This window comes from Streptomyces sp. NPDC030991 (assembly GCF_055571235.1).
This window is the reverse complement of the sequence record NZ_JBVIFR010000007.1, coordinates 204361-219397: the sequence shown is the minus strand read 5'-3', so window position 1 is coordinate 219397 and position 15037 is coordinate 204361. Positions and strand designations below refer to the sequence as shown.

Below are 15037 nucleotides of genomic sequence, written 5' to 3'. Positions count from 1 at the left end.
CACACTAACGCTCCTGGTTGTAGGTGCTGTCAGGGCCACCGGGATACCCGCTGTCCTGGCCGTTCTTCGTCACTGCGGTCGCTACGTTCGCTACGGTCACTGCTGCTCACTGCTGCCTTCACTGCGCCCGCGCTGCACACCGCGGCGCAGATTGCTCAGCCTGCCCCGCACGTCCTCGGGGGCGCGGGAGATCTGGGGACCGCCCTGCGGCGTCGACTCCGCCGTGCCCTCGACCAGATTGGCCTTGGGGACCCGGCGCGGCAGACCGGAGGCGGTGACGCCGCCCGCCTTCGGCTCCTTCAGCCGCTCCGCGCGCCCCCACCGCTCGTCGTTGGCCGAGCGCCAGCTGGTGTCGCCGGTGGCGGGCTCCGCGGACTGGTCCTGGCCCGGCTCCTGCGCCGGCTCCTGGTGCTGCGGGGCGCCGGCGCCGCGGCGCGGAAGACCCGCGTCGGTCAGATCGTGCGTGACGGAGGGGGAGGGGCCGGCCGTCGCCCCCGGACCGGTGGAGGCACCCGGGCCGAAGCCTACGCTCTCCCGGCCCGCCGCGTCAGTGGCCTGCGCGGATTCCGTTTCGGGGGAGTACGGGGCCTGGAAGTCGTTCTGGTAGCCGTCCCGCGTCTGCCAGTCGGCCTGCCGGACGGGCTCCTCGAAGGCGTTGTAGGAGTCCCGGGGGGATTCCGCATAGCCGTTCTGCGGAGCGTATTCCTGTTCGTACGCACCCTGCTGAGCACCGTCGAAGGTCGGCTGCGCGGGCGGGAAACCGTCGTACCCGTTCTGCTGCCGGTTGTCGTACGCGCCCTGCTGCCGGTCGTCGTAGACGCCCTGGCCCTGATTGTCGTAGGAGATCTGCTGCTGAGGGTCGTAACCGAGCTGCTGACCGTCGTACGCGGACTGCTCGGGGTACGACGGCTGGTGCGGCTGGTGCGGCTGGTGCGGCTGGCCGGGCCGGGAGTGCTGGGGTCCGACCTCGTCGCGGAAGAGCGGGCGGTCGTCCTCGCCCTCCTGGCCCTGTGCCTGCGCCTCAAGGGCCGCACGCCGCTCCTCCCGCATCAGGGAGCGGCCGACCGGGTCCAGCTCGCGCGGGTCGTCCGGGACCTCGTAGCGGCTGTCGTCGAAGCCGAGCTCGGCCGCGGTGCGCAGCGGCTCCTTCTCGAACGCCGGCTGTTCCGGGATCATCGTCGAGACGGTGAACTCGCCGTACTCGGAGCCGTTCTGCTGCTGCTGGCCGCCACCGCCGTGCGTGATCGCGTCGGGCAGCATGACCAGCGAGGTCGTGCCCGCCTGCTCGCCCGAGGGACGCAGCTGGACCCGGACCCCGTGCCGGTCGGCGAGGCGGCCGACCACGAACAGACCCATGCGCTGGGAGATCGCGGCGTCCACGGTCGGCGGGTTGGCCAGCTTGTGGTTGATGTCCGCGAAGTCCTCGGCGGTGAGGCCGATGCCCTTGTCGTGGATCTCGATCATGATGCGGCCGTCGGGGAGACGGGTCGCGGTGACGCGGACCTTGGTCTGCGGGGAGGAGAACGTCGTGGCGTTCTCCAGGAGCTCGGCGAGCGCGTGCACGAGGTCGGTGACCGCGCGGCCGTGGATGTCGGCCTCGGGGACGCCGGACAGCTCGACGCGCTCGTACTGCTCCACCTCGGAGGCGGCGGCGCGCAGGACGTCGACCAGCGGGACCGGCTGGTCCCAGCGGCGGCCGGGCTCCTCGCCCGCGAGGACCAGGAGGTTCTCGCCGTTGCGGCGCATACGGGTCGCGAGGTGGTCCAGGCGGAAGAGGTTCTCCAGCTGGTCCGGGTCGGCCTCGTTGTTCTCCAGTTCGGTGATGAGGGTCAGCTGGCCCTCGATCAGCGACTGGTTGCGGCGCGACAGGTTGGTGAAGATCGCGTTGATGTTGCCGCGCAGGAGGGCCTGCTCGGCGGCGAGCCGGACCGCTTCCCGGTGGACCTGGTCGAAGGCGCGGGCGACCTCGCCGATCTCGTCCCTGGTGGTGATCGGGATGGGCTGGATACGGGTGTCCACGCGGCCCGGTTCGGTGCGCGAGAGCTGGTCGACCAGCATCGGCAGGCGCTGCTCGGCCACGTCGAAGGCGGCGGAGCGCAGGCGGCGCATCGAGCGGGACATCTGGCGGGCCATCATCCCGGCGATGATGAACGCGGCGAGCAGGGCGATCACGACGGCGGCGCCGGTGATGATCGCCTGCTGCCTGGCGTCGTCGGCGATGCCGGAGGCCTCGGCCACCGCCTTGTCGGCGAGGTCCGACTCGATCTTCCGGTAGGCGTCGAACTTGGCGGTGTTGACCGCCCACCAGTTCTCGGCCGTCACGCCCTTCTGGGCGATGGCCAGCCGGGCGCTGGGCTGGGTGCTGGGGAGCGCCACGATGTCGCCGACCATCTCGGTGGTGTCGGCGGGCGGCGGGACGTAGCTGGGGTCCTTCGCCTTGGCGGCGGCGGCCTGCTTGGCGCCGTCCTTCTTCAGCTGCGCGATCGTGGCGTCGAGCTTCTTGAGGTCCTGGGGCGTGCCACCGCCCTTGTACTCCTCGATGGCGATGCCCTCGAGGTAGGCGTAGCTGCCGAGCGCGGTGCGCTGCTTGGCGAAGGTGGTCATGGTCGGGCCGGGCTTCACCAGCAGGTGCATGCCGATGGAGCGCTCCAGGGAGAGCGCGGCCTTCGACAGCGAGATCGCGTAGACCGTACGGCCGTAGCTGGTGATGTTGCCGGTGCCGAGGCCCAGCTCGTTGGCGAACTCCATCAGCGGGTGCTGGATGGCGACGTAGCCCTCTTCGGTCGACACGCCGGGCAGCTTGGAGGTGTAGGAGGCGGCGCGCAGCTTGTCCAGGCCGCCCTCGACCTGGGTGAACTGCGCCATGCGGCGCTCCAGGCCCTCCTTGGGCGGCATGTTCTTCGCCGCGGCGTGGAACTCGGCGGCGGCGGCGTTCGTCGCCGCGCGGGCCTTGACGACCTTCGGGTCGTTCTTCTTGCCCTGGAGCAGCGGAGCGGCGGAGACGTCGCGCTCCTCGACCAGGCGGTTGCCGTACGTGAGCGATGCCTGGACGAGCCGCGCGGTGCTCTCGGCGTCCTCGGCCTCGTGCCAGGTGTCGATCGAGCTCTTCACCTGGAATCCGCCCATGACCAGGCCCACGAGGACGGGGATGAGCAGGATCGCGTTCAGCTTGGTCGGCACGCGCCAGTTGCGCGGCGACATCCGGCCGCCCGACGGCTCCGGCGCCTCGACCGGGGCGGCCTGCGCCGCTGTGCGCGGCGGCGGGGTGAAGTTGCCCCGCGCCGATGCCGGCTCGGGACTGCTCTTGCTTCGCCTCACTCGACCAACAACCTCTCGGCGTCGGCACCTACGTTGTGCCGCGGTATGTCTCCAGGCCCGTTCTTACTGGGCAGTTCAGCGCATTCCAGCACGTCAGACGGCGCACTTCCAAACAGTCGGAAGCGGAACCTCCCCGTGATGTATGCCCCAGATAAAACGGTCATAAAGAGCGAGCCCCGCCAAAAGGCGGGGCTCTTGTGAGCACAGTGGAACCGGGTGTGCGCGACGTGTGTCGGCACACCCGGAATTCTCTGTCGAAACGTTATGAACGCGGAGGCCCCGCGTGTCAAAGGCCACAGGGGCCTCCGAAGGGCCTACGACAACTACCGTACGGATTGAGCCACTTGATGGCTGACTTCGGGCTGTTTCTGTCTATTTGAGCCGAGCCATCAACGCGTGCTCCACCAGCGTGATCAGCGCACTCTTTGCATCCGCACGGTGTCGGGCGTCCGTGGTGATGATCGGGGTGTCGGGGCCGATCTGCAGCGCCTCCCGCACCTCTTCGGGGTTGTACGGCTGATGCCCGTCGAAGCCGTTGAGGGCCACGACGAACGGCAGGCCGGAATTCTCGAAGTAGTCGACGGCCGGGAAACAGTCGGCGAGACGGCGCGTGTCGACGAGGACGACGGCACCGATCGCGCCGCGCACCAGGTCGTCCCACATGAACCAGAAACGGTCCTGGCCCGGCGTGCCGAACAGGTACAGGATCAGGTCCTGGTCGAGCGTGATGCGGCCGAAGTCCATGGCGACCGTCGTGGTCGTCTTGTCCCCGGTGTGGGTCAGATCGTCGATACCGGCGCTCGCCGAGGTCATGACGGCCTCGGTACGCAGCGGATTGATCTCGGAGACAGCACCCACGAACGTGGTCTTGCCGACACCGAAGCCACCGGCCACCACGATCTTGGCCGAGGTGGTCGAACGGGGAGCGGCCCCCGTGGCGCCGTCAGAGCTTCCGAAGTCCACTGAGCACCCTTTCGAGCAGAGTCACGTCCGGCGCACCGCCGTTGTTCTCGTCGCCACCCGGCTGATGGATCGCGACGAGCCCGGCCTCGGCCAGGTCGGCGACGAGGATCCGGGCCACCCCCAGCGGCATCGACAGCAGGGCCGACACCTCGGCGACCGACTTCACCTCGCGGCACAGGTGGCATATGCGCTGGTGCTCGGGGAGCAGCGTCACCAGGGCCGCCGGGTCGGCGGTCGTGCTGACGAGCGCCTCGATGGCGAGCTGGTAGCGCGGCCGGGTCCGGCCGCCGGTCATCGCGTACGGGCGGACCAGCGGCTGGTCGCCCTCAAAACCGTAGGCGTCGTGTGCGGCTGCACTGCCGTACGGATCGTGAGGAGCGGTGGGCGGGGTCATGGATCCTCCGGGCGGGACGGCGGGCGGGGGGCCTGCCGTCTGAGGGTGGGCCGGTGGGGGGATTGTGACGGCCATACGGTGACGGGACGCAGATCGGGAGGGGATTACGTGACTTCTCTGGATTCCGGGGCTGTTGATGCGCCAGACTTCAGGTGTGACCGGGGTTACCGGTCGTCACCCCCGTCAGTGGAGCAGGGTGCCCTGCAGCTCCGCGCGCAGGTCCGGGGTGAGCACGGCGCCCGCCCGGTCGACGAGGAGCGCCATCTCGTACCCCACGAGACCGATGTCGCAGTCCGGGTGCGCGAGCACGGCGAGCGATGATCCGTCGGAGACGGACATGATGAAGAGAAAGCCGCGCTCCATCTCCACGACCGTCTGATTCACCGGGCCGCCCTCGAAGATTCTCGAGGCCCCCGCGGTGAGCGAGGTCAGACCCGAGGCCACGGCCGCGAGCTGGTCCGCGCGATCGCGCGGGAAGCCCTCGGACATCGCGAGCAGCAGCCCGTCCGCGGACACCACGACCGTGTGCGAGACACCCGGCGTGTTGTCCACGAAGTTGGTGATCAACCAGTTCAGGTTCTGTGCCGCCTGGCTCATCTGGCTCAACTAACGCTCCTGCTGGTGAGTGGGGCGGGGGTAGCTGCCGGTCTGACCGGTGGTGCCGGCCTGCCGGCCCTGCTGGATGCCCCTACGGAGATTGGTCAGCCGTCCCCGCACCTCGTCGGGTGCGCGTGAGACCTGCGGGCCGCTCTGGTTCTGCTGTTCCTGAGCCGTGCCCGCCACGAGGTTCGCCCGGGGCACACGACGCGGCAGACCCGAGACGGTGACGCCGCCCGCGGCGGGCTTGCGCACCCGCTCGGCCTGACGCATCAGCTCGTCGTTGGGGGACTGACGCCAATTGGCCTGGTTCTGGCCGGAGTCGGGGACAGCCGGTGCCTGAGCCTGCGGACGCCGCGGACCGCCCAGGGGGGCGGCGGGCTGAGCGCCGCGCTGCGGCAGGGGACGCCCCGCCTGCCCGTGCTGCGCTTCCTGACCCGGAGCCTGACCCTGACCCTGGTTCGGCGCCTGGCCCTGCCCCGGAGCCTGGCTCTGCGCCTGGCCCTGGCTCTGCTGGCCGTGGAACCAGTTCGTCTCGAGCGTGTCGTACAGCGGCGTACGGCCGTCGCCCGGTCCGGCCGGCGGCAGGTACTCCTGCTGCGGCTGCGCCGGGATGCCCTGGTCCTGCCCGCCACCACGCTGACGCTCGTACGGGCCGGCGTTGGCGGGGTCCTGGTGCAGGCCGTCGTACTGACCGGCGCCGGACGGGTCCTGCGGACGCTGGTACTGGTCGCTGAACTGGCCGGTGTTCGAGGCGTCCTGGGGCCGCTCGTACTGGCCGGTGCCGGACGGGTCCTGGTGCAGGCCGTTGAACTGACCGGCACCGGACGCGTCCTGCGGGCGCTGGTACTGACCGGTGTAGGAGTCGTCCTGGGGGCGCTCGTACTGACCGGTGTTCGAGGGGTCCTGAGGCCGCTCGTACTGACCGGTGTTCGACGGGTCCTGCGGCCGCTCGTACTGGCCGGTGTTCGAGGGGTCCTGGGGGCGCTCGTACTGGCCGGTGTGGGAGACGTCCTGCGGGCGCTCGTACTGGCCCGTGCCGGACGGGTCCTGGCGACCCGGCAGGCCGCCGTCCCGGAAAGCACCGGCGCCGGCACCGGCACCCGGCCCACCGTTCCCGTTCGGTACGCCGCCGAAGACATCGGAGCGGACGAACTGGCCGGTGCCCTGACCCTGGCCCTGGTCCTGGCCGGGCAGCGGAGCGTCGTACTCGGGGCGGGCGAACTCGGCCGTGGCACCCGGACCCTGGTGCTCGCCCTGGATCTGCGGGAACTGCGAGGTCGAGTCCGGCTCGTCATGACCGCGCGGCGCGTCGAGCTGCGGCTGCGCGTTCTCGTCGCTCCAACTCGGCACCCGGGGCTGCGGGTTGCCGCCCGGCAGCTCGGCACGCGGGCCGCCGCGCGGAGGCAGCACCGGACGGCGCCGGCCCTGCTTCTCGGCGGGGTCGCTGTGCGTGCGCTGCTGCGGCGGGACCGGGCCCTGCCCGACGCCGTTGAAGGCACCGGTGCCGGAACCGGTCGGGGCCTGCGGGTTCTGCGAGCGCTGAGGGGCCTGCGGGTTCTGCTGGTTCTGCGGATTCTGCTGGGTGCGAGCGGGCAGGGGGGCCTGCGGACGCTGGGGACCCTGAGGATTCTGCGGGCCCTGCGGACCACGCTGCGGCCCGGCATCGCGCGGGCCCTGCGGGTTCTGCGGACCCTGGGGGTTCATCGGGCCGTGCGGGCCCTGCGGGTTCTGGGCGCCACCGTCCCGGCCGGGCAGCGCCGCCCGGGCGCCACCGGCACCCGCGCCGACCTGCGGCCGCGCCGCGCCCGGCCCGGCACCGAGACGGCTCGCGACGCCGCCACCGGCCCCCGGCGCGACACCGCGCCGCGCACCGGCGACCCCGGCCGCACCCGGCGCGGCGGCCGGACCACCGGCACCGGCCTGACCGGGAACCTTCTTGCCGCCCTGGGCGACATCCACGGGAAGCATGACCAGCGCGGTCGTACCACCGGAGTCGGAGGGCCGGAGCTGGATGCGGATGCCGTGCCGCTGCGACAGCCGGCCGACCACGAACAGACCCATGCGGCGCGAGACCGACACGTCCACGGTGGGCGGCGAGGCGAGCCGCTCGTTGATCGCGGCGAGGTCCTCGGGGGAGAGGCCGATACCGGTGTCGTGGATCTCGATGAGCACCCGCCCGTCGGGCAGCGCGTGACCGGTCACCTTCACCTTGGTCTGCGGCGACGAGAACGAGGTCGCGTTCTCCAGCAGCTCGGCGAGCAGGTGCACGAGGTCGTTGACGACGCGGCCGGCGACCTCGGTCGTGGGCACCGAGGAGAGCTCGATGCGCTCGTACTGCTCCACCTCGGACGCGGCGGCACGCAGCACGTCGACGAGCGGCACGGGCCGCGTCCACCGGCGACCGGGCTCCTCACCGGCGAGGACGAGCAGGTTCTCACCGTTACGCCGCATACGGGTCGCGAGGTGGTCGAGCTTGAACAGCGAGGACAGCTGGTCCGGGTCGGCCTCGCGGGACTCCAGCTCGGAGATGAGCGAGAGCTGGCGCTGGATAAGACCCTGGGAGCGGCGCGAGAGGTTGGTGAACATCGCGTTGACGTTGCCCCGCAGCAGGGCCTGCTCGGCGGCGAGCCGGACGGCCTCGCGGTGCACGTGGTCGAAGGCCGCGGCCACCTGGCCGATCTCGTCCCGGGAGTGCACACCGACCGACTCCACGGACGTGTCGACGTCCTGCGGGTCGGACTCGGACAGCTGCTTGACCAGCTCGGGCAGGCGGTCCTGGGCGACCTTGGTCGCGGTGTCCTGGAGCCGGCGCAGCGAGCGGATCATGGAGCGGGCCACGACGAAGGCGCCGACGAGGGAGACGCCGAGCACGATCAGGATGAGCGCGCCGTTGATGATCGCGGACTGCTCGGAGGAGTTGCGCAGCTCGCGGGCCTGCTGCTCCATCTGGTTGAGCAGCGTCAGCTCGATCTTGGACATCTCCTGGATACGGGAGCTGTCCGCGTCGACCCAGTCCTTGTAGGAGCGCTTGTCCTGGGTCTTGATGCCGTCCTGCTTGGTCAGGACCCGCTCGGCGTAGCTGTCCGCCGCCTTGATGGTGGCGTTGTTCTCCTCGAGGGGCTTGAGCAGTTCCTGCGCGGCGACGTCGCCGTAGACGCTGCGGAACGAGTCGATCTGAGAGTCCTGGTTCTCGGACGCCGCGAGCGCGTACTGGCGGTCCGTCTCCGAGATCGAGCCGAAGGTCGAGCTGTTGGGCGGCAGGGCCGCCGCGATGACGGCACGCTGCTCGGACGCGTACTCCTTGGCCGAGGAGAACGCGGCCAGGGCGCGAGTCCGCTGGATCATCTCGGGGCTGCTGGTGGCCTGCGCCATGTCGGTGGACAGGGACAACAACTGCTCGATGATGCGGGCGTATGCCTCGACCGTCTGCGACGAGTTGGTCTTGCTGGCGTAGGAGCCCTGCCGGATCTTGTTGAGGCTGATCAGCTCGTGAGCGATCTGCACGGCATGCTCGCGGACACCGCTGAGGCTGTTGCTGTCGCCCTCGATGTCGGTCGTGCTCTGCAAGAACGTGTCGCGGGCACGGTTCGTCTTCGACCGTGCGGCCTTGATGCTGAAGTCGTCGGTCGCCTTGGGATTGACGGACAGCGGCCCAGCCGACTGGTCGCGCTCCTCCTGGAGCGCCGACGCCAGGTCGGTGGCCTGCTTCGTCATCTCCGTCAGCAGCTTCATGTTGTCGAGCTGCTGGATGTCGTCCAGGGACTCCGAGATGCGCAACGCGCCGAGGCTCGTCGCGGCGACCACGGGCAGCGTCAGCAGCGCCACCAGACGGGTCGAGATACGCCAGTTGCGCAGGGCTATTCGCGGTCCGGGCCCCGTGGCTCCCTTGGGCTTGGCCGAGGCCGGCGCGGGCGTGGCCGAACCGCCGGGCGCCGAACCGCGCCCGTCGCGCTCACCGGCGTCGACGGACGCCGTGCGCCCCGGGTTCTGGGCGTGCGGGGGTTGGGAGCCGCCTGTTATCGGGCCGGTCCCGCCGCGCGGCTCCGGCTCCGCCGCAGCGCTGCCATCCCTGTTCTTACGTCCCTGCACTAGCGTCGCAACCTCTGGACCAGGCGTCCCGTCCGCATACGCGGGCAAGACGGTGTCGGCGTAGTTCGAAGGGCGACCTGAACGCCCCCCTGTGGTCGTGAGTGACCGGCGCTGGTTCCCCTCCCCGCCGCAGCTCGGCGCTGAGTCGCGCCCTGGTGCGCCGGTCCGTCCCGCGGCGGTCCCGGGAATTTCAGCACAGTGCAGGATCTCCAACAAGGGCCGAGGGATGCGCCTCGTCCCCCGTGACGCCGTGTGAGGGGAGAGTCACGAGACGTAGAAAGTGATCTACGGGAAACGGGGCATTCGCGGACGTTCCCCGTACGGGCGGGGGGTGTCCCAGTCGCGATGATCGGGAGCGGAATGATGGCTTCAGTGATGCAATGTCCGTTTCCGGGGGGTGAGTTGGCGGCCCGAAGTGTCCCATTTGAGTGGCCCCTCGTGAGCAAACTCACATACTCGGGATCATAACTTCACGCCTTTCGGCGGGAATCAGATGTTTAGCCTGACGCTTTACATAGACGGTCCTACCGACAACCGAGAAGGTCCCGAGCGCAGCCATGAAGACGACGACGATGTTCCTCAACCTCGCCAACCCGCGGCGCACCACCCTCGCGCACCTCAAGGACGCCGACGAGATCAAGGCCGGGCCGCTCGTGCCGGAGCACACCCGCGAGCTGCCGACGAACACGGCCAACCCGAAGCGCACCATCCTTATGGAGAAGCCGCAGTAGGGGCGCCGCGTTAGCCTGGACCGGTCACATCCCACCCGGGCCCAACGCAAGAATGAGGGGCGCAGCCACCCGTGCGCATCGCCAGATTCTCCATCGACGGGAACGTCGCCTTCGGCGCGGTCGAGGGCGACAAGCCAGACGAGCTCGTCCTCGACATCATCAAGGGCATCCCCTTCGCGGACTTCGAGCTCTCCGGCACCAAGGTCCCGCTGAGCAAGGTCCGGCTGCTGCCGCCCGTGCTCCCCAACAAGGTGATCGCCTTCGGCCGCAACTACGCGGAGCACGCCAGGGAGCTGGGCAACGAGGTCCCCGACGCCCCCTTCGCCTTCTTCAAGCCGTCCACGTCCGTGATCGGACCCGGCGACGAGATCCAGTACCCCTCCTTCTCGCAGGAGCTGCACCACGAGGCCGAACTGGCCGTGGTCATCGGCCGTATGTGCCGCGAGGTCCCGCCCGGGCGCGTCAACGACGTGATCCTCGGCTACACCGCCGCGAACGACGTGACCGCCCGCGACGTACAGAAGCGCGAGAAGCAGTGGGCCCGCGCCAAGGGCTTCGACACCTCCTGCCCGCTCGGCCCCTGGGTGGAGACGGACCTGGACGTGGCGGCCGCCTCCGACCTCGGCATCCAGTGCACGGTCAACGGGCAGCAGCGCCAGCTCGGCTCCACGTCCCAGATGATCACGTCCATCGCGGATCTGATCGCCAACATCTCCGAGGCCATGACCCTCCTCCCGGGCGACGTCATCCTCACGGGCACCCCGGAAGGGGTCGGCCCCCTGCAGATCGGCGACGAGGTCGCCGTCAGCATCGAAGGCATCGGCACTCTCACCAACAAGGTTGTCAAGCGTGGCTAGCGCACCCTCCCTCCCCGTCCGCGTCCGTTTCTGTCCTTCCCCCACCGGCAACCCGCATGTGGGCCTGGTCCGCACGGCCCTGTTCAACTGGGCCTTCGCGCGCCACAACAAGGGCACGCTCGTCTTCCGCATCGAGGACACCGACGCGGCCCGCGACAGCGAGGAGTCGTACAACCAGCTCCTCGACTCGATGCGCTGGCTCGGCTTCGACTGGGACGAGGGCCCCGAGGTCGGCGGCCCGCACGCGCCGTACCGCCAGTCGCAGCGCATGGACCTCTACAAGGAGGTCGCGGAGAAGCTCCTCGCCGCCGGCCGCGCCTACCACTGCTACTGCTCAACGGAGGAGCTGGACGCCCGCCGCGACGCGGCCCGCGCCGCCGGCAAGCCGTCCGGCTACGACGGCCACTGCCGCGAGCTGACCGCCGAGCAGCAGCAGGCGTACGAGACCGAGGGCCGCAAGCCCATCGTCCGCTTCCGGATGCCCGACGAGACGATCACCTTCACGGACCTGGTCCGCGGTGACATCACGTACGAGCCGGAGAACGTCCCGGACTACGGCATCGTCCGCGCCAACGGCGCCCCGCTGTACACGCTGGTCAACCCGGTCGACGACGCGCTGATGGAGATCACCCACGTCCTGCGCGGCGAGGACCTGCTCTCCTCCACCCCGCGCCAGATCGCCCTGTACGCGGCGCTGAAGGACCTCGGCATCGCCAAGCAGACGCCTCTCTTCGGCCACCTCCCGTACGTCATGGGCGAGGGCAACAAGAAGCTCAGCAAGCGCGACCCCCAGTCGTCGCTGAACCTCTACCGCGAGCGCGGCTTCCTCCCCGAGGGCCTGCTCAACTACCTCTCGCTCCTCGGCTGGTCCCTCTCCGCGGACCGCGACATCTTCTCGATCGACGAGATGGTGGCGGCCTTCGACGTCGCCGACGTCCAGCCGAACCCGGCCCGCTTCGACCTCAAGAAGTGCGAGTCGATCAACGGCGACCACATCCGCCTGCTCGACCCCGAGGACTTCGCGGCCCGCTGCGCGCCCTGGCTGAAGGCGCCGTTCGCCCCCTGGGCGCCGGAGGACTTCGACGAGGCGAAGTGGGCGGCGATCGCCCCCCACGCCCAGACCCGCCTCAAGGTCCTCTCCGAGATCACCGCCAACGTCGACTTCCTCTTCCTCCCCGAGCCCGTCTTCGACGAGCCCAGCTGGACCAAGGCCATGAAGGAAGGCTCCGACGCCCTCCTGCGCACGGCCCGCGAGAAGCTGGAGTCGGCGGACTGGACGTCCCCGGAGTCCCTCAAGGAAGCGGTCCTGGCGGCGGGCGAGGCCCACGGCCTCAAGCTCGGCAAGGCCCAGGCCCCGGTCCGCGTGGCGGTCACCGGCCGCACGGTCGGCCTGCCCCTCTTCGAGTCCCTGGAGATCCTGGGCAAGGACGAGACCCTGACCCGCATCGACGCGGCCCTGGCGAAGCTCGCCGCGTAGCCGGTAGCCGTACGTGCCTGAGCGGGGGGGGGGGGGGGGGGGGGGGGGGGGGGGGGGGGGGGGGGGGGGGGGGGGGGGTTTTTTTTTTTTTTTTTTCCCCCCCCCCCCCCCCCCCCCGCTCCAGATGACCCGCGCGGTCTAGTCAGCACCCGCGAAGGCGCTCTACTCGGAAGCACCGTAGTTGGGCTTGTTCGCGCCCGGTCCGGGGCCCGGCGCCTAGTGTTGGGCCATGCCGATCAAAGCCATCGTCTGGGACGTCGACGACACGCTCTTCGACTACGCCACGGCTGACGCGACCGGCATGCGCGCCCACCTCGCCGTCGAGGGGCTCCTCCACGCCTTCGGGACGGTCGAGCAGGCACTCGTCCGCTGGAAGACGCTGACCCGCGAGCACTGGGCCCGCTTCGAGGCGGGGGAGTCGGACTGGGAGGGGCAGCGCAGGGACCGGGTGCGGGCTTTCGTGGGGGAGGCGCTGGACGACACCGCGGCCGACGCCTGGTTCACCCGTTACCTCGGCCACTACGAGGCGGCCTGGAACCTGTTCCCGGACACGGTGCCCGCCCTCGACACCCTCGCCGCCGGCTACCGCCACGCGGTCCTCTCCAACTCCTCGCTCCACAACCAGGACCGCAAACTCCGTGTCCTCGGCGTACGCGACCGCTTCGAGGCGCTCGTCTGCGCCGCCGAACTGGGCGTCGCGAAGCCCGCGGCCGCCGCCTTCCACGCCGTCTGTGACCAGCTGCGTCTCGCCCCGCACGAGGTCGCGTACGTGGGTGACCAGCCGGACACCGACGCGCGCGGAGCGGTCGAGGCGGGGCTGGCCGGCATCTGGCTGGACCGCGCCGGGACCGGTGGCCGCCCCGAGCTGGTCCGCATCACCGGGCTCGACCAGCTGCCCCCGCTGCTGGCCCGCGATACCCGTTTTGGAGCGCCGGAGACCTTCGGGTAATGTTCTTCCTGCGCCGAGGGAAGCGAGCCGCAAGGCCGGGACCCGGAAGCGCAAGCCGAACAAAAATCCAGCCAGGGTTTGCGTTCTGGTGGCCTATGGTGTAATTGGCAGCACGACGGTTTCTGGTTCCGTTAGTCTAGGTTCGAGTCCTGGTAGGCCAGCTCGCAGAGCTCATCTGCAACCGTGGATCCCAGATCCACAACGCCCCCGTTGTGTAGCGGCCTAGCACGCTGCCCTCTCACGGCAGTAGCGCCGGTTCGAATCCGGTCGGGGGTACAGATCCTTCCCGCGAGGACGGTACGGGTAGCTCCCGCCGACTTTGATGCAGGATCGCTAGGGCCCCCGTTGTGTAGCGGCCTAGCACGCTGCCCTCTCACGGCAGTAGCGCCGGTTCGAATCCGGTCGGGGGTACGGGTTGAATCTTCGGGTTGAACCATTTTGGTCTAAACCACCATGGCCTATGGTGTAATTGGCAACACTACGGTTTCTGGTACCGTCATTCTAGGTTCGAGTCCTGGTAGGCCAGCTCGCAGAGCTCATCTGCAACCGCGGATCTGATCCGCAGGGCCCCCGTTGTGTAGCGGCCTAGCACGCCGCCCTCTCAAGGCGGTAGCGCCGGTTCGAATCCGGTCGGGGGTACGTCAAAGAAGAGGCCCTTCCCGTCGCGGGAAGGGCCTCTTCGCGTATGCCGGTAGGCACCCACTTATGCCGGTAGGCACCCACGCTGGACACAACTCCGGCCGGTCGCTGCGGCGTTGGAGCGACCGGCCGGAACTGGCAGGGAAAGCGGGAGGGTTCGCGCGTCAGCCGGTGCGGCGCAGCGCCTCGGAGAGACGGCCCGCGGCGTCGATGACGGCCTGGGCGTGCATGCGGCCCGGGTGGCGGGTCAGGCGCTCGATGGGACCGGAGACCGAGACGGCGGCCACCACCCGGTTCGACGGACCGCGGACCGGCGCGGAGACGGACGCGACGCCCGGCTCCCGCTCACCGATCGACTGGGCCCAGCCCCGGCGGCGTACGCCCGACAGGGCCGTCGCCGTGAAGCGGGCGCCCTGGAGACCGCGGTGCAGGCGCTCCGGCTCCTCCCAGGCCATCAGGATCTGCGCGGACGAACCCGCCTTCATCGTGAGCGTCGAACCGACCGGAACCGTGTCCCGCAGCCCGGACAGCCGCTCCGCCGCGGCGACGCAGATGCGCATGTCGCCCTGGCGGCGATAGAGCTGCGCGCTCTCGCCCGTGACGTCCCGCAGATGCGTCAGCACCGGGCCCGCCGTCGCGAGCAGTCGGTCCTCGCCGGCCGCCGCCGACAGCTCCGCGAGACGCGGGCCGAGAATGAAACGGCCCTGCATGTCCCGCGCCACCATGCGGTGGTGTTCCAGGGCCACCGCCAGGCGGTGGGCCGTCGGTCTTGCCAGTCCGGTGGCCGCTACTAGTCCTGCGAGGGTCGCGGGCCCGGACTCCAGAGCGCCCAGGACAAGGGCTGCCTTGTCCAGAACGCCGACGCCGCTACTGTTGTCCATGCGTCGATACTCCCGTCTCACTCTGTGAAACGCAAGTTCAATTTTCCGTGGAACTTGCCACTCTGTACGGAGACCGGCCCGGGGACCAACGGGCCCGGCGGCCGACGTCCGGTACGAGGGGTACGAACGACGGCGATCC

At 70.0% G+C, this 15037-nt stretch carries 9 protein-coding genes, 5 tRNA genes and 1 pseudogene; 9 read left to right on the top strand and 6 right to left on the bottom strand.

Going from position 1 to position 15037, the window contains the following annotated elements; translation table 11 throughout:
* Positions 1 to 4: 4 nt before the first annotated feature.
* The 5 genes and pseudogenes from ACZ45E_RS15980 to ACZ45E_RS15960 all read right to left on the bottom strand — a co-directional run bounded on the left by ACZ45E_RS15980 (position 5) and on the right by ACZ45E_RS15960 (position 9364).
* Positions 5 to 3318, bottom strand: a pseudogene (locus ACZ45E_RS15980) (nitrate- and nitrite sensing domain-containing protein).
* Positions 3319 to 3690: 372 nt separating this feature from the next.
* Complete coding sequence (locus tag ACZ45E_RS15975; RefSeq protein ID WP_404218549.1) at positions 3691 to 4281, bottom strand: GTP-binding protein; 591 nt, start codon at positions 4279 to 4281, stop codon at positions 3691 to 3693.
* Positions 4262 to 4675, bottom strand: coding sequence for a DUF742 domain-containing protein (locus tag ACZ45E_RS15970; RefSeq protein ID WP_468221157.1), 414 nt, complete (start codon positions 4673 to 4675; stop codon positions 4262 to 4264). The genes ACZ45E_RS15975 and ACZ45E_RS15970 overlap by 20 nt, the downstream gene beginning before the upstream one ends.
* A 183-nt stretch (positions 4676 to 4858) precedes the next feature.
* The gene (locus ACZ45E_RS15965; RefSeq protein WP_356494565.1) at positions 4859 to 5272 is read right to left on the bottom strand and encodes a roadblock/LC7 domain-containing protein; all 414 of its coding nucleotides are present in this window, start codon (positions 5270 to 5272) and stop codon (positions 4859 to 4861) included.
* A gap of 9 nt (positions 5273 to 5281) precedes the next feature.
* On the bottom strand, positions 5282 to 9364 hold the full coding sequence (locus ACZ45E_RS15960) for a sensor histidine kinase (RefSeq protein ID WP_468221155.1): 4083 nt from the start codon (positions 9362 to 9364) through the stop codon (positions 5282 to 5284).
* A gap of 557 nt (positions 9365 to 9921) precedes the next feature.
* On the opposite strand from ACZ45E_RS15960, the gene ACZ45E_RS15955 reads away from it, so the two are divergent.
* The 9 genes from ACZ45E_RS15955 to ACZ45E_RS15915 all read left to right on the top strand — a co-directional run bounded on the left by ACZ45E_RS15955 (position 9922) and on the right by ACZ45E_RS15915 (position 14017).
* The gene (locus ACZ45E_RS15955) at positions 9922 to 10095 is read left to right on the top strand and encodes a hypothetical protein (RefSeq protein ID WP_468221153.1); all 174 of its coding nucleotides are present in this window, start codon (positions 9922 to 9924) and stop codon (positions 10093 to 10095) included.
* 71 nt (positions 10096 to 10166) lie between these two features.
* Positions 10167 to 10952: a fumarylacetoacetate hydrolase family protein gene (locus ACZ45E_RS15950; protein ID WP_468221150.1), complete on the top strand. Its 786-nt coding sequence runs from the start codon at positions 10167 to 10169 to the stop codon at positions 10950 to 10952.
* On the top strand, positions 10945 to 12429 hold the full coding sequence (gltX, locus tag ACZ45E_RS15945) for a glutamate--tRNA ligase (RefSeq protein ID WP_468221148.1): 1485 nt from the start codon (positions 10945 to 10947) through the stop codon (positions 12427 to 12429). The genes ACZ45E_RS15950 and gltX overlap by 8 nt, the downstream gene beginning before the upstream one ends.
* 229 nt (positions 12430 to 12658) lie before the next feature.
* Entirely contained in the window at positions 12659 to 13378 is a 720-nt protein-coding gene (locus ACZ45E_RS15940; RefSeq protein WP_468221147.1) for an HAD family hydrolase, read from the top strand.
* 89 nt (positions 13379 to 13467) lie between these two features.
* Positions 13468 to 13539, top strand: a tRNA-Gln gene (locus ACZ45E_RS15935).
* Between the two features lie 42 nt (positions 13540 to 13581).
* Positions 13582 to 13654, top strand: a tRNA-Glu gene (locus tag ACZ45E_RS15930).
* A gap of 62 nt (positions 13655 to 13716) precedes the next feature.
* Positions 13717 to 13789, top strand: a tRNA-Glu gene (locus ACZ45E_RS15925).
* Positions 13790 to 13832: 43 nt separating this feature from the next.
* Positions 13833 to 13904 (top strand) — tRNA-Gln (locus ACZ45E_RS15920).
* A 40-nt stretch (positions 13905 to 13944) separates the two neighbouring features.
* A tRNA-Glu gene (locus ACZ45E_RS15915) sits at positions 13945 to 14017 on the top strand.
* A 164-nt stretch (positions 14018 to 14181) separates the two neighbouring features.
* On the opposite strand, the gene ndgR is transcribed toward ACZ45E_RS15915, so the two are convergent.
* Positions 14182 to 14898: an IclR family transcriptional regulator NdgR gene (gene ndgR / locus ACZ45E_RS15910; RefSeq protein ID WP_324767461.1), complete on the bottom strand. Its 717-nt coding sequence runs from the start codon at positions 14896 to 14898 to the stop codon at positions 14182 to 14184.
* Positions 14899 to 15037: the final 139 nt, after the last annotated feature.